Genomic DNA, 20,232 nt, shown 5'->3' with positions numbered 1-20,232 from the left:
GACGGCCGCGGGTACCCGATCCATCGGCAGGCCGCTGCCGATCCAGGTGGTCAGGGCGCGGACGGTCGTCTCGTCGGTCGGGTCGAGGCCGATCCGGGGGCCCGGGGTTTCGTCGCCCCGTAGCTCAGCCAGGAGCATCCCCGCGATGGTGGTCGGCCACGCGTCCGGATCCTGGCGGGCGAGCAGGTCGCCGCCCGGCAGTTGGTAGTGGGTGAGGGTGGCCGCGATCGTGGCGAAGAGGGTGTCCTCCTGGGCCACCACCGCGCGCATTCCGAAGCTGTCGAGGACGTCCGCGGCGGGGCGGGCGAGCGATCCCGGCCGGGTGGCCCAGGAGAGGTGGTCCGCCACCGGCTGTCCGGCGTCGCCGTTCAGGGCGGGCAGCGCGTTCGCCCGGAACGCCTGGTAGGCGTCCAGGGCGCCGTTGGTGTCGGTGGGGGTCAGCGCGTTACCGGGCGGCAACGTCGAGGGCTGGGACGGGGTGGGCCTCGCCGGACCGGGGACGGTGCCGCCCGGACGTGCGGACTCGGAACGGTTGGGACGTGCGGCCGGCCGGGGCCCGCGTTCCCTGGCGCTCGCGCCCGTGGTGCCGCGCGCAGTGAACCGCCGGCCCCGGCGGCCCCGGCGACGTCCCTCCGGTGCTGACTCCGAAGGGGCCCGCGACGGCTCCGACCGGACGTCCTCCTCCGGGGTCCAGGGATCCCAGCGCTGGTCGCTCAGCCCGTCCCGGCCGGCAGCGCCGCTGCGATGGTGTTCGCTCGCCGGCACGCCGACCCAGACCCGCGCCCAGTCCCGGCCCGGACCGTGACCGAACGGACCCGCGCCGGCCAGCGGCGTGGTCGCGACGCGGCTGGTGAGCACGATTCCGCTGTTCGCCCCGGCGTGCCTGGTCAGCAACTCTTGCAGGGTCGCGGTGAGTCCGGCCGCGCGGGAGTCTGCGATCCGTCGGCCCGGCCCGCGGTGGGTTCCGTCCGTGCCGGGACGTACGGGCAGCAGCTGTTCGACGAGCCTGTCGACGAGCCGGGTGCTCTGGCCCGGCCCGACCTCCACGTGCAGCCGCAGCGGCGGAAGTCCCTCGTCGGCCCGGCGAGCCGCCTCGGCCGCGATGGAGCGGACGTAGGCGTCCAGCTCGGCCCGGTTGGCCCAGGCGAGGTCGACCGTACCCGGATCGAAGGTGAAGTCGGCGTCGAGATCCCGCCGGAACGGTGGGGCGGGCAGGGGTGCCGGCCCCTCCCGCAGGAACCGGTCGATGAGATCGCCCGCCAACCGTTCGGTCTCGTGCCGCTCGAGGTGGTCGTTGGTTCGCAGCAGGTCCACCACTCGGTCGGCCAGTTCGGCGCGCTGCACCGGTGCGAGGGCGTCGACGGTGGCGGTGACGCCCGGTTGCCGCTGCCGCTCCCCGATCACCTCGTCCGCCCACCGCCGGTACCGGCGCAGGTCGGCCGGAGGCATGGCAGCCAGCCGTTGCCGTACCTGCCACGGCTGGGTCGTCGCCGCGCTGAGCGGCGTCACCGGTCCGCGGGTGGTCCGCATGCGCCGCGTGGGCTGCAGGGACGTCAGCGCGGGATCTTGGGCGCGGCGATCGGGCACGTGCCGGGGGCCGGCGCCGCGCTGGTTCGCCGCGGGACGGGGGTTCGGCTTGCGCAGCACCCGGCGTCGCCGGACGGGGGTCGCCTCGGGCTGCTGCCGGCTCGGTGTCTCCGCTGAGCTGTCGCTGCGGACGCTGTCGTTCGATACCGACCATCGCGGCGGCGTCGAGAGGAGCCCGTCGAAGGGCCGTCGTTCGCCGTCGATGTCGTCGTTGACGACGTCCCAGGGTGTGCCGTCGGCAGTGAAGAGTTGCCAGCTCTCACCGTCGACGGTGGTGAGTTCGGGTTGCGGGCCGGTGACGTCGACGAAGAGGTCCGTCGGCGCGGCGACGACGTCGCGCCTCGTGACGTCGGCGAGTCGCTGGGCGAAGCCGCCCGGGAGCGCGCCGGCGGCGCAGGAGAGCAGGGCGATGGGGGTGCCCTCGGGGAGCCGGCCGGCCAGGATGGTCGCCAACTGGTCGGCGGTGATACGGACTTTGCGGGTCTCGCCGTCCGGTCCACGTACCGGCACGCGGACCCTGTCGTCGCCCGCGGGGTGCACGGCCACCGGGGTGCTGGTTCCGGCGGCCAGCATGTCGCGTCCCGCGATCTGGTTCAGCTCGCTGTCGGCGAGCAGCGCCCACCCGTTGCGCAGTTCGGGCGTCCGGCGTAGCAGCACCTCGGCGCCGTCGGCGAACCACGTTCCGTTCGCGTTCGAGGTCAGTTCCGCCACGGCCGGCAGGTCGGAGGTGTTCGTGTCCGAGTTGCCGAGGAAGAAGCCTCCACCGCCGGGACGATCCCGCCCAGCGGTATCGGAGCGGGCCGCCCCGGGCCCCGGCGGCCGATCCGCCGGCCGCAGGCCGGTCTGCCCGGTGCGGTCCGGGCGCTCCTGGTAGGCCGGGGGATCGTTTCGGGTGGGCGCGGTCGACGCCACCGGATCCCGCCGGCCCGAGGTCTCCAGCCGCAGGTTCCCGTTGGCGTACGTGCGGATCCGCGGCCGGTCGGCCACGATCGCGGCGAGGTCGACCACCTGGTAGGTCCGCCGCTGACCGTCGGAGAACTCGACCGGCACATCCCGCACGTACCGGCCGGGTACCGCGATCCGGGTCTGGACGTACCGGTCGTCGGGGTGCAGGACGGCCAGCTCCTGGCCGCGCAGCCAGCCGCCGGCGGTGCGCGCGGTGGCCTGCCCCAGCGCGGCCGGTAGCGGAAGCAAACGCGGTTGATCGTTCACCGGCACCGGGGCGCTGTCGAAGGCTCGGCGGGCTGCGGCGGACACCTCGGGCGCCACCGGTCCGTCCGCCTGGGCAAGCGTGTGCACCGCCGCCTCGCCCGAATACGCCCGGCCACCGGGCCGGCGGCCACCGGTCAGGTCGGTGAGCAGTGTGGCCAGGTTCGACCGGCGGATCTCGGCGAACCCCCGCTGGTCGCGGTTGGTCCAGACAACCGCACCGCCCTGCCGCGCCGCCCAGTGGTGGGTGGTGTCGCGCCCCCCGACCTTTCGTTGCTCGCGCCGCTCCGACACCACGACGGCGTGCTGTTCCAGCGCCTGGTGGAACGGGGTCTCCGGCCAGGGAACGTCGCCGGGCGGATAGGGCAGCACCACGATCGGCTTGCGTTGACCGTCGCCGGTCGGCGGGAGCATCGACTGCACGTACCGCTCGACGGTGATCCACTCACCGTTCGCCGTCGACCGCAGCAGCGTCCCGGGCGGATGCCCGTCGACCGTCTGATCGTTGAGCAGCCCGGTCTCGACGCGGATGCGATCTCGCGAGTCCGGCGGGATGCTGTCGAGCAGCACGCTCCGGACCGTGGCGTTCGCCTCCGTCGCCACCAGCCGGCCGTCGGCGTGCTCGTTCACCCAGAGGTCCACCTCGCGGCGGACCGGGCGGCCCTGCGGGTCCAGTTCGGTCAGGAACTTGGGAGCCAGGACCACCAGATCCAGATCCGATTCCGTACCGGAACCGGGCAGGGTGACCGCTCCGCCGAGCAGCCCGTCGGGCAGGTGCACCTCGACGGTCCGCTCGCCCGGTTGCGGCACCGGCCGCAGCGTGCCCAGCCGCAGCCAGTCGCGGACCCGGCGGAGCCGTTCGCCCGGGTGCTCCGCGTCGCCGATCGGCACCCGTACGGTCGGGCCGAACGGGCCACGGTTGGGCGCGGCCGGCGGGACCGTCGCCGAGTACGCCGGCAGCAGCGGATACTCGCCGTCGTCCAGCCCCTGCTCCGCGGCGAGCCGCGCGGCCAGGGACGCGTCGGTGTAGCCGTACCGGTTGGGCTCACCCCGTAGCCGGGCGCGAACCTCGGCGTGCAGGTCGATCGGCGGCGGTGTCGTCGTCCTGGCCATGGTCAGCGCCGTCGGCAGGTCCTCGTAGAGAGCGCCGTGCAGGATCCATCGTGGGCCGGACCGCCACCCGATCCAGTCCCACACCGACGGAACGGCCGGCGCCGACACCAGGACCGCGGCCGGAACCGGTTCACCCCGGCGGCGCCGCTCGTCGATCATCGCCTGGATGTCGCGTGCCGCCGTCGCCGACCGGTTCAGGTCGGCGTCGTGGAGGTAGAGCAGCACGACGTCGTCGGTGCTGCTGGGGATCAGGTCGTCGAGCAGCTCGGAGACCTCGACCAGGCCGGTCGGACCGGTCGTCGCGAGGTGCGGCGGGTCCAGGTCGACCGACGGCAGCACGGCCGCCAGCATGGTCGTGCCGGGCGGCACACTGAGTCGGCTGGCCGCGGTCTCCAGGTCGGCCACCGTGACCGGGCTCTCCGCCGGTGGGGGGAGCAGCCGTACGCCGTCCGCCAGCTCCCGGGTCGAGGCGGGCTTCGGGTGCAGCGGCTCGGCGGTCAGCGCGCTCGACGGCGGACCCGGGAAGTCGTCCGAATCGGTGGTGGACGTCGGGCCTCCGGGGGCCGGGCCGGTGCCCGCGGGCCGGAACTGGCCGAGCGCTCCGTTCTCGTCGAGAACCAGCCGTACCGGGCCGCCGAACACCACCGGCAGCGGCTCCCGGCCCGACAACCGGTCGTCGAGCCGGAAGGCGGTGACGCTGTTCCCCTGCCGTGGCTGCGTCTCGATCTGCGCGAAGCGGTGCTCGTCGAGCCGCTCGACCAGCACGACGTGCATCTCGTCGTTCGGGATCGCCACCCAGACCGCGGTCACCTCGCCCGGGTTCAGGTCCGCCAGACGCTCCAGATCCGAGTCCCGGAACCGGCCGCCCAGCTGGCCGGCGATGGTGTCGACGTCCCGCTGCCCGGTCTGGTCGTCGCGGTCCCGGTTGCGGGCCCCCAGCGCCATGAGCAGCCGCCGTACCCGGGGTGCGCAGTCGGGCGTGCTGCCGTCCCACTCGGGCAGGGCGGCCACCGCCGCCCGCATCGTCGGCGACACCTCGGCAGCCGGGTCGGTGGCCGCCTCGGGACCGCTCGGGACCATGCCGGGATAGCGGCGTGTCGACGGGTCGAGCAGCCCGCGCGCCGTACCTGCGGGGCTGGTCGCGGCCGCGGCGGGTGACGGGGGCAGGGTGGTCCCGGCCTGGTCGGCGGCGCGCAGGGTGGACCGGAGCTCGGTGGCGTGGCGCTGCGCCTGGAGCAGTTGCTGTGCGACCTCGGGGGCGGGCGTACGCAGGCCACCCAGTCGCTTCAGGAGTTCGGTGAGCTGGTCGACCGCCATACCGACGCGGTCGCGTCGCCGCGCCGACATCGTCGCGAGGTTGCCGTCCGCGGCGGTGTGTACGCCGACCAGGACGGTCGCGATCTCCTCCGGCGACAGCAGCGACGGTCTGCCGTCCCCGGCCCCCAGTCCGAGCAGCGCGTCGAGGTTGCGTACCGCGCCGAGGAGGTCGTCGAGCCGTCCCGGGGACTCCGTCCCGGTCCACCACCGCGTCGCGTCCTGGACGGCCTCCAGGTGCCGGCGACCGTCCCGGGACCCGCCGAGGCTCAGCGCGTCCAGGTCGGCCAGCATCTGGTCGGCGAAGTCCCGCCGGCCGAGCCCATCCGGCGAAGTCGCCGCACCGCCGGTGCCCGGCGAACCGGGCCAGCGCGGTGAGCGTGGCGAGCGGGGAAGCAACGGCGACGCGGACGAAGGCGGTGTGATGCCCTCGGGGCGGCCGGTCCGACGCGGGGTGTCCGGGGTGACGGGCGGGCTGTCGAAGAAGGCCGGTCGGCGTGGGGTGGTGGCGGAAGCCACGGCGGTGACCGGCGTGTAGCCGGTCCGGCGTGGCGTGACCGTCACGGGCCGGGACAGCTCCGCGAGGCGCCAGGTTCCGGTTGGGTCCTGCCCCGGCTCCTCGGGCAGACCCAGCCGTTGCCGCACGACAGGCGGCAGGTCGAGCACCTCGACGTCGACGGGGCCGTCGACGTGCTCCGGCGGCACCAACGCCCGGTCGGTGGCCGTACGGACCTGCCGAGCCAGCGCCGGGGTCTCCAGGATGTACTCGACCACGGCCTCCCAGGCGGCGGCCGGATCGGGTAGGCCGTTGACCACCGGTGCCACGCCGGTCAGGTGCAGGTCACCCTCCCGGTTGTGCAGACCGCGGATGAGCGTGGCGGTGATCCGGGCCAGCACCTCCGGCACCTCGTGCGGCAGGTACGCCCGCTGCGCGTCGAACGGTCGCCGGGACATCCAGCTGTTGGCCGTACCCATCCCGAGGTGGCGCAGGTGCGGCAGGTCCGGAAACGGCCGCCGGTGGCCGACGTCCTGGCTCAGCCCCCGGAGGTTGTCCGGGCCGGTACGGCTCATCACCGAGTGCCGGCGCGGCCGCAGCATCGGCTGTCGTACCCAGATCTCGGCCGCCTCGCGCGTCTCGTCGTCGGGGATCGGCACCAGGGTGCGTTGGGTCTTCCCGTAGTTCGCCTCGAGACGCTCCAGGTAGCGCAGGAAGAAGGGATGGCCTCGAGAGGCGAGCAGCGACGAGTTGCCCACGAGCCCGCGATCCGGGTGCGCGTGTACGGCATAGCCGCCCTGTTGGAAGAGGGTCATCACCTCGTCCAGCCACGCCGGAGCGCTCGTCTCGTCGTCGAAGTGGAGGACCGCTCTCGACAGCGAGTTGTCGCCGTCGGTCTGCCACCCGCCGAAGAGGATCAGCAGCAGCACCTTGACGATGTCGGCCGCCGCCGCGTAACCGCGACCGTGCTGCTTGTTCAACTCGGCGAGCAGGAACCGCTGGATCGGCATGCCGACCTCGGCGTGGAAGACCTCGTGCACATTGATCAGACGGATGTTGTGTCGTCGCGCCCACCCGAGCATGTCCCGCACCGCGTCGAGGCGGTCGCTCTCCGACTCCTCCACACTGCGGAACTCCGGCAGCTGGGCGGCGGCGAGGAACTCCTCCCGGGTGACGTCGGTGAACAGATTCGTCCGGAATCCCTCCCGGCCGGTCCTCCGGGCGAAGACCTCCATGTTGCGCCGGAAGTCCTCGGTGGCCGCCGTGCCCGTCAACGGGCCACCGAACCAGATGGCGTGCACCATCAGGGGTAGCTCGATGACGTCCGGCAGGCTGCGTAGGTCCTCGGGCAGCTGCGTGGTGTTCGGCGCCCATCGCCGCCGGTCCGGGTCTCCGGTCTCCGGGTTCGGCGCCCGTACGTCCTGCCAGATCGCCTCGGAGAAGGCCGGCAGGTCCTCGGGCCGGACCTGGTAGCCATCCACCCGCTCCGGGTGTGCCATGTCGATGAAGTCGAAGAACGCGTAGAGCTGGTCGGTGTACAACTGGTCGTACGAGAAGCCGTCGGCCAGGAACTGCGGCATCGGCGCCGGCTCCAGCAGGCCCAACAGGTCCGGCCCGAGCACGGTGTCGGTGGCGTGAAGCGGAACCGACGGTTGTTCCCAGGCGTGCAGCTCGTTCAACAGGCCCGCCGCCGGTCCGTCCACCGCGGGCAACATGCTCGCGTTGCGCACCGGGACCGGCGGCACGACCAGCGGCGGCAACGCCGGTCGTAGCGACCCGGACGTGCCGCGGCGCGGCCCCGGACCGGACCCCGAGCCGCCGGACAGCGGACCGGACGACGAGCGCCTGTCGTCACCGCTGTCGCGGCTGCCGTTGCCGTTGCCGTTGCCGAGCGTGCCGGCCGTACCGCTCAGCTCGGCCGGGTCGACCGTCGGCGCGCCCTCGGGCCGAGGGACGTCCTCGCTCAGCGAGAGGAACAGCAGGTCTCCGGCGTACGCCGGCATCCGGGCCAGTCCGCCGTGCTGCCCGTCGAGGAACACCACGCCGTCTTCGTCGCGCAGGACGTTGAAGGCGTGGGACGTTCCGCCCAGGCCGGCCGCCGTCACCGGATCCCGGACCAGCAGCACGCCCCGCGATCCGGGTCGCGCGGCCTCCATCGCCGTCCGGACCGCCTCGACGTCCGTCCGGTACACCGGCGGCGCCGCCTCGTCCGGCAGCCCCAACCGCTGCCGCTGGTAGTTCAGCAGGTGTTCCTCCGGCTGGGCGCTCTCCGGTGGCGCCTGCCAACTGGCGTTCCGTCCCTCGGCCGCGTTCATGTCCGACACGATCACGGTCAGCACACAGTTCGTGTCCGACCCGCTCGGATTGACGAGCGTCAACCAGGGGTACGCCTCCCGTGCCGCCGCGTCGTCGGCGAACCGGGACGGGATCAGCCGGACCGGCCCGCCCGCCGTACCCCGCCCGGCGCCGAGACCGGACCCCACGCCCCGGCCCGAACCTCCGGCATGCGATTCCCGTGAACTGTCGGTGGGCGGGCCGTCGGGGTCGATGAAGTCGATGAGGGACGATTCGGGTACCACGGCGTCGATCTGCCGGATGAGATCGGCCCTGACCTCGGCGAGCTCCGGGAGCTTGCTCCGCAGCTCCGGATCGGTCTCGGCGGCCGTCCGCAGGATCTGGTCGAGGGCGTCCAACTGCTGCCGGACCTCCGGCAGCCGCTCCCGCCACGCCGGGTCCACCGGCTCGGTGGCGAGGTGGTCGAGGCCGGCGCTGATGGCGTCGTACGGCCCGTCGACGGCGCCCCGGTGCCGGCTGGGCAACCGGAACGGGTTGTTCAGCGTCTTGAGGAGCCTGCCGAGGTCGGCCGCGAGCCGGATCGGCTGCTCGTGGTCGGGACGGCCGCTCTCCGGTGCCGACGGCGAGCTGTCCCGGCTGGCCTCCGAAGTCGACGGCGAGTCGACCCGGGCGGCCTCGGGCTGCGGTGGCATTGGCCGGTGGTGTGGTGCCGGCTCGGCGAAGTCGGTCTCCTCCAACCGCAGGTCCGACAGATCCATCACCAGGCCGGACGCCGGGTCGAAGTCGAGGTCGAAGTTCGCGTCCGGGTCGTCGTCCGCGGTCAGCGTGAACTCGTCGACGTACTCCAGGTCCGCGTCGTCCGGTTCCGTCGGCGCGCTCTCGTACGGCGGTCCGAAGTGCGCCCAGCCGTCCCCCCGGCGTCCCTGGAAGGTGATCGGCTCCTCGGGGCCGGCGACGACGAACCTCAACTCCGGGTCGGAGCCCGAGAGCACCCAGCTGTACGAGTCGATGACGACGACCTCGTAGCCGGGCGGGACCTCGGCGAAGTCGGTGCTCTGGGCCCGCAACAGGAACCGTTCTCCGTCGACGAGGCGCGCGCCCACGTCGGCGGGCAACATGACGAAACTGCGACCCCATTCGTGCCGGCCGTCCCGGGCGAGCACTGCGGCGGTCGCGTCGCGTTCGTAGCGCCAGTTCTGCGCCACCCGCGCGTTGGTTTCGGCGGGGTGTTCGCCGGCCATCCGGCCGAGCAGCGCCGCGTACCGCGCCTCATCCGACGGGTCGGCGGGTACGGAGACGACCTCGATCGCGGCGCCGTCGTCCCGCCGTACGGTGGTGAGCGGGGCGATCGTGCTGCTCTCCTGGACGAACGCCAGCTCCCACAGGTAGCGGGCCGCGATGATGTCGGGCCCACCGGCCCGGTCGACGTCCTGCATCAACGCCGACGGCAGGTCGGGGCGGCGTCTGCGCGGGGAGACCGGATCGCGGTACGCGTTCCGGAATATCGCGGCGACGCTGTACACGCCCCCCGAGGTCCCGTCCGCGAGGTATTCGTCCGGCAGACCGAGCAGGTGCATCATCTCGTGCAGGACCCAGTCCTGGATGCGCTGCGGGCCCCGCTCCGGTTGGGCGGCTCGCAGGGCGCTGACCGGCCAGGCCACATTGGTCATCTCACCGGTCGCCGGCACCTGGACCACGTGGTGCGCGTCGTCCTCGTTGTCGGTGAACTCCACGACCAGGTGGAACTGGTCCCCGTCGGGGAATCGGAAGCGGCCGTTGATCTCCTGTGCGACGGCGGCGCGCGCGTGCGCCATGAACGCCTCGACGTCGGCGTCGGCGATGTTGTCGTGGGCGGCGAGGTGGATCCGCAGCCGGAAGATCCGGACGGACTGCGCGGGCACCGGTGCGCCGGCCGGGCCGCTCTCTTCGACAGCGACCCGGGCCACGTCGTACCGGACGTCGGACCGGTAACCGGTGAGCAGCTCCGGGTGCGCACGCGATTCGCCCGCTTCCGCGGATTCGGCGTCGACTCGCCGGAATGCCGCCTCCGGCAGCACCGCCAGGATCTGGTCGACGTTCGGCACCGGTGTGTCGGCCCGCCACCAGCCGGGCTCGGCGGTCGACACCGCCGCGAGCCGCCAGCTGCTCAGGTAGTCCGACTGCGGGACGTCGTAGTCTTCCGCCTGGACCGGCGGGCGCGGCGGGGGAACGACGTAGTGAAGTTCCACCGGCGGCGCGTTCCGCTGGCTCGGATCCAGGTCCGGCATCGGTCGGGTCTGGATGTCGTACCGGACGCTGGCGAGGGTCTGCCGCACATCGGCCGCCGTGGCCGCCCTGCCGGTCAGCTCGGCGATCCGCCGAGCGACCTCCGCCTCCAGGCTGCGATGGAACCGTGGCTGCACGTCGATCACAGCCCCGCCGTACCCGTCGTCGCGGTCCCCGTGGTGCTCGTCGTACTGCCCGACGACGATGACATCGAGGGGAGAAGGCGCCCTGGACGTACCGACCGGGTCCGGGTCCGAGGGGGCGTCGAAGCGCTGCTGTGCCACGGCTCGGACGGCGACCTCGGCGGCCAGTTCGTCGATGTCCGCGGCGCCCTCCCGGGTGGGCAGCCCGGTCGACGGTTCCCGCGGCACCACGAAAGCTCGGCCGTCGAGGATGAGCTCGCGCTGGCTTCGCAGCGGCGGGGGCTCGGCGATCGCCGGCGCCTGGTCGACGGCTCGGAAACGGAGCCGGTCAACGGCCGGTGTTCCCTGCGCGGCGGCGGGTTCCCGGACCACGGAGAAGCGCACCTGCGCCCGGGGAACAGCCCGCGTCGCCGGTGCCCGCTGGCTCCAGCGGGTGAGACCGAGGTTGAGCTGGAGGTTCAGCTGGCTCGTCAGCCAGGTGGCGAGGTCCGCCTCCCGCGCCTCCCGCGCGGAGCGCTCGGCTGGGGTCTCGCCCGCGGGTGGGGGTTGCAGGCCGATCTCGACCTCGACGGTGAGCGGCCGTGGATCCACGATCGGCTCGGGGCCGAGCAGCTCCACCATGGCGGCGTCCGTCGTCGCTGCCCTGGCCCGGTCCCTGATCCACCGGATGGTCCCGGTGGCCACGGCGGCTCCCGGATCCGGTGCCGGGTCCTCCCCGCGCGCGCCGCGTATCTCCCGCAGGTGGCGGGCGAGTTCGCCACGGGACAGCACCGCCGACCCGTCGGTCGTGGCCACGATGTCGAGTAGGCCGACCGCGCGCATCTCGACCGGTGCGGCCCACAGGGAGGGTCCGCTCGCGGCCGGCGCGCTCGGTGGACCGGACTGCGCCGGCGCGGCATTGGCGAGGGCGGACCCGGTCGTCGTCGGGGGTGACGGTCGAGCGGGCGGCGAAGGAGCGTCATCCGGCCGAGGGCCGTCGGGATCGGATGACCGCGGCAACGGTCGGGGGAGTGTCGCCGCGGCGGTGTTCGTCGGCCCGTTCGCCGGCGCCGGCGTCGTGGACAGGTTCGGGACCACGGTGACGTGCTGCGTCGAGGCCGGCCCCGACGGCAGCGGGTGGGGCAGCGGCGCCAGGAATGCTCGTTCCCGCGCTTCCCGCTCCCGGTCGTCACGCCGGAGGTCGTCGCCGTGGCCCTCAGCGACAGCCGTCCCCGGGGTAGCCGGATCGACGCCGGACCCAGGGGACAGGACGGCGTCCGGGACGGAAGATCCGGGCGCCGGCGGGAGGACGGCTTCGGGCGTGGGCGGGTTGATCGTGCCGGACGCCGGCACGTCGAGGTCCGATGGTGCGAGGCCGGATACCGGTGCGGCGGAGTCGGTCGGCGCCGGGTCCGTGGCCGGGGCGGGCGGGGTCGGCGGCAGCGCCGGGCCGTCCTGCGCCGGGCGGCGGGTGAACCCCTCCGGTACGACGTCCCGGTTCTCCGCCGTCGTACCCGACGGGTCGATGAACAGGACCCGGGCCTGCGACGGGTCGCCCGTCACGGGCGCCCATGCGTCGGCCGTCCCGTCGTCCGGCACCGGGATCAGCCGGCTGTCCCCGGTCTCGTGCGGGTCGCTCCAGAAGATGCGACCGTCGGCGCTGTGGTAGACCGCTGAGGCCCGCTCGTCGCCGTCCCCGTTCCGGTCGAGCACGAGCGCGGTGCTGCCCGGCCCCAGGCTGCGTACCGTCTCGGGCACCGCCTCCCACGACGCGGTCCGGCTCCAGTGGTCGACGCGGGAGAAGTCGTCGGCATCCGGTCGAGTCCCGGTGTTCACGTGTTCCGGGCCGAGTGGCGGCCGTACCCCGGCCGGGTACAGCTGCTCGGCGAGGGCACCGACCACGGCCAGCTCGTCCGCGTCCGGCCCCACCGACTCGACGGCCCGCTCGGTGGCCAGAAGCAGCCGCGCGGGGGTGAACACTCGCCCGTTCACGGTCAGGCGCTCCCGGCGCGGGTCGCCGGGGCTCAAGAGGTCCTCCGGCGAACGCTGGCTCTGCCCGTACAGGCCATCGGGCGACGCGACGGCCACCGTCCGATCGTCCGGCAGGTGCACCACCAGCGTCAGTCCGTAGTGGTAGAACCTGTGCTCGGCCTTGTGCTCCGTGTTGCGCTCGGCGATCTCGGCCAGCTCGGCGGTCGAACTCTCCCCGGCGTGGCTGCCCGTCTTGCCGCCGAACCGGGTTCCAGCCGACCTCGTCTCTCCGCCCGGAAGGGCGGCCGCGTCGACCGTCGCTCCCACGTCCCAGCCGTGCGAGGAGCTGCTCTCCACGACGGGCTTGGTCTCCTCCTGGGTGTACCGGCGGGCCTTGACGGTGGGGTCCACCGGCATGCCGTTCTCGTCGAGCAGCTGCGCGACCTCGGTCAGGACGACGCCGAGACGTACGTCGGTCCCGGGCACCCGGTACTGGTGGGTGAGCAGCTGCTGGATCCGGGGGCGCAGTTTCGTCTCCGCGATGAACTGCCCCGGGTCGACGAGGACGTCCCCGACGGAGAACCCGGTGAGGCCCAGCAGGTGGCGGAACACGAGTTGTCCGAGCGGGTTGGCCGGCGCGACCCTGGCCGCGAGCTGCGCGGCCGCCCCGCCCGGCTCCAGCGCCTGGATCAGGTCCCGGCCGAGCTGCTCGGTGATCGGCAGGGCGATCGGGATGAAGGTGGGGTCCGTCGAGACGAGGTCGTTGAGTCCCGCGTCGCGCTGCGGTGACCCGCCCGACTTCGCCGGGTCGACCGGCCGGTCGTCGGCCAGCAGCGGCTCCCACCGCTGCACGCCGCTGTCGGCCGGGCCGGTCAGGAACGCGGGAAGCAGCCGGCGGACCGATCCCGCCGCCAGCCGCGGTTCGATCGTCTCCCAGGCGTTGCGCTGCGGGTCGACGAGCGCGCGCAGGGCCGGGATTCCGGTCGCCACGGGCAGCAACAGCGACCGGACCGCGTTTCCGACCACCTCCAGCCGCAGCGGCAGCCGATGCGTGTAGCGCATCTCGACGGTGAAGTGGACCTGGTTGTTCAGCTCGTGCGAGCCGGAGGTGCCGTACCGGAAGATGTCCTTGGTGGCCTGCTCCTCGCCGTGCTCCCGCGAGGAGCCCCAGTCGTAGTCGAGCCGCAAGGTGCCGCCGCCGACGCTGTCGCGGCCGGCTCCACGCCCGCGACCCACGAAGCCGACCTTGGCCGACCAGCCCGACGACTCACTCTCCTCCGTCGAGTCGTACCCCTGACCGCGCAGCGTCAGGTTGACCTCGGGTCGGGGCCGGTCGGAGGTGACGGTGCCGAGGGACGCGCTGAGCCGTACGAAGAGGTAACCCGTGCCCAGCAGCGTCCCGGGCACGACGAACCACTCCTGCACGCCCCCGCCGAACAGCTCGAACGCCTCCAGTTCGAGCGCTTCGAGGGAGAACATCTTGGTCAGCGCCTTGCGCAGCATCGGTGGCGGCCCGTGGTCCTCGGGCGGCAGGACGCCCCGCTCGGTGAGCGTGTCGAGGATCAACTGCAACGGCGGGTCGTCGGTCCGCAACCGCTCGACGTGGCTCGCGGCGCGGCCGAGCTGGGGGTCCAGTTCGCGGCGGGGGCCGGGCGATTCCGGCAGCGCGACGGTGCCGGGCAGCCCGAGCTCGTGAGCCATCCGGTTCGGCACCTGGAATTCCATGCCGTGCTGGAGGTCGATCGTCGCGTAGCGCTGCACGGCCGCCGGGTCCGAGCGGCGCCAGCCCTTGACCGACACGGTGAACCGGACCAACCGGGATCGGTAGCTGTGCACCGGCCCCTTGTAGGTGGCACGGGTGATGTCGATGCTGCCGGATCCATTGGACGCGGAACGACCCACCTCCCTGGACGCGTGACCGGAGAAGTAGCCGCCGACCATGTTCGACGCCGCCGAGTCGTCGGCCGTCCGACGGCCGGCGGAGTAGTAGGCGCCACCACCCGCGCCGACCGAGAACGACCTCTCGGTCTCCTCCGTGACGTCGAACTGGGACGCCGCCTGGGAGTACTGCTCGATCTCCACCCCGTCGCTCGTTCCGAGGTGCAGCACGTCGTGCACCGATGCCGAGACCTCGGCCTCCACGGTCATGCCGTCGTGGGTGCCGAGCGAGATGGTCCACCGCTGCTCGGTACTGGTCAGCGCGGGCAGGTTGGCGCTCAGTTTGGTGGGCACCGCCAGTTCCGCGTCCCACAGCTCGACGGGCCAGTTCGACGGATCGAGATGCCAGCCGGTGGCCGCCCCGTGCACCTGCCCGTACAGCCGCGCCACCGTGGCCGGCAGCTCGGGCAGCTCCGCGAAGCGGGGGTACACCCCGGCGACACCCTCCCGGTGGAACGGCACCGCTGCCGGCAACGGCGGCGGCCTGTTCCCGTGCATCCGCACCGTGACCTCGACCGCGCCTATCTCCTCGGCGGTCGGCGTCGTGGCCGGCAGATGTTCGACGGGTACGACCACGTGCTGCTGGACGTCCGGGCCATCGATCAGCCATCTCGTCGCCGCACCGTCGTCCGGCCATACGGTGATCTCGTACGTCAGGTGGTAGTCGTGCTGGACGACGTCCTTCGTGGTCTCCGTACGCCGGTAGCTCTTCAGCGTCCGCGAGCGGCCACGTTCCGTGCTCCGCTCGTACGACCCGTCGACGTGCAGCCCGGGCAGCTGGCCCCGGATGTTCTGGCCGTACCCGAAGGCGGCGTTGGCCGAGACCCCACCGTGCAGCCGCTGCGTGTTGGTGACACCGGCGCTCACCTTCGCCGTCGACATGGCCCGGTTGTTGACCGGCATCGGGTAGCTGCTGCTACCGATCCACTCCCGCGGATGCGCGGTCACCAGCACCTTGTACCGATCACCGTCGATCTCGAACGTGGTGAGGATGCCCGCCCGCACCCGAGCCGGGTCGGCTTCCAGCACCGGCAGTCCGTAGCGGATGGCCGCGAGTCGCTGCACCTCCGCCCAGGAGCCCGATTCCGTGCCGGGGCCGCCCACCTCGGGCCGGCCGCGTCGCGCGCGGACCTGACCGACGGTGTACCGCAGCGCGGTCAGCACCTGGGGCATGACCCGGTTGCCACCGGGCAGCTGGTGGGTGGTGCCCGGGCCGTCGCCGCGCCGCGCCGCCATGAGCAGCGGCTCCCGGTGGGCCGCGGTGTCCGCGGGCAGGTCGTGGTCGCGTAGCTGCCGGTGCAGTGCCGCGACGGTCGGCGTGAAGTCGATCGCGTTCAACACGTCGTGGGCCGTCGCCGGTCCCGGCCGCGAATGCGCGTCCGCGTCGACCGTGACGTTGCCCCGCGGCCGTTGGTCCCGTCCGACGTACTGCTCCGGGAACTTCACCACGAGCATTCCGTCATCGGAGTCGAGCCGGTGGGTGTCGCCCCAGTGCCGCCCGTCGACGAACACGTCGACCGCCAGCCCGCTGGCGTAGCTGGGCCCGCCGTTGAAGAAGAGTTTCCGCCCCGAGATCACCCGATCCGACGAGCTGACCGAGTGCGAAGTGGCGTACTCGGCCTCCAGCGGAACCCCGACCGGCATGAACTGGAATTTGCGGGGCAGACCGAGGATCAGGTCCGGGCCGGTGGCCACCTCGTTCGGTTTCGTCTGCTGCCGAGCCGAGCTGGCCGCGGTCGAGTTGAAGGCCACCTCGAACCTGGTCCCCTGCACCGGGCGCGCCGGCACGGGCCGTGCCGCGTGCAGCCGGGGCTTGATCCAGACCAGGCGGCCGCCGATCACCCCCGTCCAACCCTCGCGCACCAGCTTGTCCCACCGGTCGACGTTGCTGTCGGCGGCAGCCAGGTCGACCAGTGCGGCTGCGCTGACCAGCGGGGTGGGCTGCCCGTCCGACGTCGCCGAGGGGTGCCCGTCGATGCCGAGCAGCGTGCTCAACCGCGTTCGTACGCCGTTGCGCAGGTTCTCCGACTCGGCGACCGTGGCGTTCGGCGCGTCGACCGGCAGTGCGGCCACGATCTGCTCGGCGACCCGGCCCGGGTCCGCGTACCCCGCCGACTGGATGCTCATCGCGCCGGTGGCGCCATGCTCGATGTACCACGGCGGCTGCGGGCCGTCGTCCGCCGGATCCACCGGGGCCGACGCCGAGTCCGCGGGCGGCTCGAGAGCCGCCGCGGGGCCGGCCGGTGGTTCGGTCGTCACGGGCGGTGTGGACGGCGGCTCGTCGGCCAGGTGCTGCGGGTCCACCTCCACGATCCGCCGGGCGCGCTCGGTCAGCTCGTCGACGACCTCGTGGTCGAGGCCGCTACGCATGAGGGGGTTCTCGGGCTCGACCGGCAGATCGACGACGAAGCGCGTTCCCGGTCGCAGGCCGGGCGGGGGCAGCTCGACTTCCGATCTCTCGGCGACGGGGACCGGCGAGAGCGCGTCCGGGCCGCGTCCGGGTGCGTCCGGCCCCGTCGGCACCGGAGTCGCCGGCGCCGGTACGGCAACCGTGTCCAGCACCGCGGAGCTGAGCTGGACCGGCGGCACCGTCCCGGGCGGGGACACCACCTCCTCGTCGCGAACGGTGGCCTCGTCACCGGCCCGGTCCCGATCGGCGGGGAGCGGTGGGGTTGGGGTGTCGGTGGTGGGGGTGCTCGGCGTGGGGGGCGGCGGGGTCTGTGTCGCGCTGGCGGACGTGCTCGGCGCGGACGGTGCCCCCTCCGGAGCGGGGGACTGCCCCTTGCGCTTGAACAGCGCGCCGTAGCGGTGGTCGGTCGGCGCGTCGACGATCGCCCGCGCGACGGAGGCGGATTCGGGTCCGGTCGGGAACACCACCGGGGCCGGCCTGCCGGTGCCGGAGCCGTCGACCGGCAGCTGTCCGACGAGGGGGACCTCACGTCCGGTCGGGTCGAGGACGAGCACCCGCGCGGCGACGGCGGAGCCCAGGTCGTCCCGCGTGACGAGTCGGCTCCCCTTCGGCCGCTGCGGCTCCAGCCACTGGAGCGGTTCGAGCAGGTCGGTGGTGTGGTAGAGCGCGAAGGCGTGGCCGATTCCGTTCGGCTGCTGCCACAGGACGAGCGCCATGCTGCCCGGTCCGGCCGCCGTGACGGCCGACTCGACGTCCTCCCAGGACGGGACCCGGTGCCACCTGGCGTCGCCACCGAGCCGGTCCGCCACGTGACCGGTGCCGATCTTCAGGTCGTCGGTGGTCCGCCGCGAACCGGCGATCGGTGCCCGCCGCTTGAAGACCAGTCGCTGCAGGTCGTTCACCTGGTCGACGCAGAGCTCGGGATTCGGCGGCGCGTCCGGGCGTCCGGGCCGGCGTACCTGGTCGGCGACCTCGTCGATCACCCGCTCCACCCCGGCGCGGTCCAGCCGTACCGCCGGCTGTACCCCGAACGGTGGGGCCTGCGACGGGACGCGGGACGGGCCGTCGCGGTCCGGGCCGAGTGGCGCGTCCCGGCGGGTGGTGCCGCCGTCCGGTCGTCGCCCGGCGGACTCGTCGACGGTCGTGTGCGGCGTCGGCCCCGAAGGACCGGCAGGGGTGGGCGTCGGCGCCTCGGCAACGGGCCGGAAGGGATTGTTCGTGCCGGTGCGGTCACCTGCCGGCGTCGGCACGTCCGTGGCGGTGCGGAACGGGTTGTTCGACCCACTGGTGGACGCCGGCGCCTCGGCAGCGGGCCGGAACGGGTTGGTCGCTCCAGACCGGCCACCGTCCTCGGGAGTGGGAACCTCTGCGGACGTACGGAACGGATTCCTCGACCCGGACGGCCTGTTCTCGGCGGTGGCTCCACCGCCGGTGGCGTCCCTTACCGGCGTGGGCTGGGTCGTCGTGCCGTTCGATCCGGTGACGCCGTTGGCCGCCGTGCCGGCACCGGTCGAAGTGGTGGCCGCTCCGGTACCGCCCGTGCCGGGACCGGTCGTGCCGGGTCCGGTCGAGGTGGCTGTGCCGGGTCCGGTCGTGGTGACTCCGGTCGTGCCGGGGCCGGTCGTGGTGGCTGTGCCGGGTCCGGTCGTGCTGGGTCCGGTGGCAGCGGGTCCTGCGGTGCCAGGCCCCGCGGTGCCGGCCGGGACCGGCGATGGCGTTCCGGTGACCGGGGGAGCGTTCCAGGAACCGCCCGCGGCCGGCGAGCCGCCGTCCGCGGACGTGCCGCCGCCTTGGCCCGGCAGGCCGGTCGCGCCGGTCGGCTCGCCCGGGTCGAAGCTCAGCTCGACGGGCACCACGGTTATGGGCGGCGGCACGTATATGCCGTCGTCGTCCGAGGCGGTCGAGTCCGTGGGGTTCGTCGCCTCGTTGCCCATGGTGTCCCCGTTAGGGGAGCCCGGCCCGTTCGACGGGCCGGTCACCCCGCCGTTCGCATGCTGAGGGTCCACGTTCGGGGTGTCGGTGACCGGCGACGACCCGTCGTCACCGGCACCCGGCCGCGTGTCGCCCGCGCCACCCGTGCCGGTCGGGCCGCTCCCGCTGGTCGAGCCGTTCGCGCCGGTCCCGCCGGTCGAACCGGCGGGACCGCCCGAACCAGGGCCGGTCGAACCGGTGCCACCGCTCGAACCGGTGCCACCGCTCGGGCCGGCGCCTGCAGAGGTGCCGTCGCCGGACGTGCCTGCTCCACCGCCCGTCGCCCCGGAACCAGCCGGCCCGGTCGTACTCGTGGGTGGCGCCGTGGCCTCCTCGTAGGAAGGTGGAGGCGGCTCGTACAGCGGGAGCGGCTCGTCGGGGAACTGGCCACCGCCGGTGGACCCCCCGCTCGCCGTCGGTGGCGCGCCGTCCGGTCCGTGCGTCTGCATCCTGAGGTGCGTCCCCGCCGCCGTGCCGAGCCCGCTGAGCAGACCGGAGAGCGCCCCGGAGACGAAGGTGGCCGGCGTGCTGCTCCACTCCCAGCCCTCGCCGGTCATCGCACCGTAGGTGCCCTCGCCGACAACCTCGGTGGCACCCTCGTGCAGCGTCTCTCCGGCGAGCGAGTCGTGGCCGCCGGCGTCGCCGTTCTGCCGGTACGGGGGCGGGGTGTCGGTGTCCTTCGATCCGGAGTACCTCGGCGCGTCGTCGGACTGCTTGACCACGGTGTCGACGACGGGCTCCTTGACCGGGGGTGGCACCGGGCTGTCGTCCTTGACCGAGTTGGGGGTGGGAAGGTCGTCCGCGGCTCCCTTTCCCGGACCCGGGATACCGGCGCCCGGTACGTTGCCCTTGCCGAAGAGCTTGCTGACGATCGCGTTGCCGCCGGCGCCCAGAACAAGGCCGACCACGCCGATCCAGGCGCCGATCTCGGCGGCCTTCCCGGTCTGGTCCCAGTTCCAGCTCTTCTGGTGACCCTCGGAGATCAGGATGCTCTGGGCGATGATGTCCATGAGGACCTGGAGGCCGACCCCCATGACCTGGCTGAGCACCACCGCGTAGATGAGCTGGGCCAGCCACCTGCTGATCATCATCTTCTCGACCAGCAGGCGCATGGCGAGCTTTTCGAGGACTCCGGGGACGAGCCACGCGATCGCCAGCGCGATGGCGACCTCGACCATCAGCTGGATGACCGACAGGAAGATCATCAGTTTGGCGTACTCGACCTGGTTCGCCGTCTTGTCCAGCTCGTCGCCCATCCGCCGGACGTAGCGCGACGCGATGCCCAGAAAACCGTCCTCCGAGAGGAAGTCCTCCATCGAGTCGACGAAGGCCCGCTCGGATTCGCCCATCACCCCCTCACGGATGTTGTTGACCCCGGCGATGAGCAGCGGCACGACACGCTCGATGCCGTCTGCGGCATCACCGAACGCCTCCGCGATCGCGCGCACCTTGTCGGGGTTGGTGGCCGGGAACTCCTCGCCGGAGAGCCACTTGAGGAAGGCGGCGGCGTCGTCCGACATCTCGATGTCCAGGGCCGTCAC

General features: G+C 73.2%; 1 protein-coding gene (cut by a window edge). It reads right to left on the bottom strand.

Annotated features, from left to right (window positions below; all coding sequences use genetic code 11):
• Positions 1–20,232: the 5' portion of a toxin glutamine deamidase domain-containing protein gene (locus ABZS42_RS02960; protein WP_355141946.1), read on the bottom strand. It extends 6,984 nt beyond the left edge of the window; 20,232 of the gene's 27,216 nt are visible here — the first part of the coding sequence; it begins with the start codon at positions 20,230–20,232; its stop codon lies beyond the left edge, outside the window.

The sequence above is a fragment of the Micromonospora sp. NPDC005367 genome, from assembly GCF_040606825.1.
Classification (GTDB): domain Bacteria; phylum Actinomycetota; class Actinomycetes; order Mycobacteriales; family Micromonosporaceae; genus Micromonospora.
The sequence above is the reverse complement of the archived record's forward strand: the minus strand, read 5'-3'. Positions and strand labels throughout refer to the sequence as shown.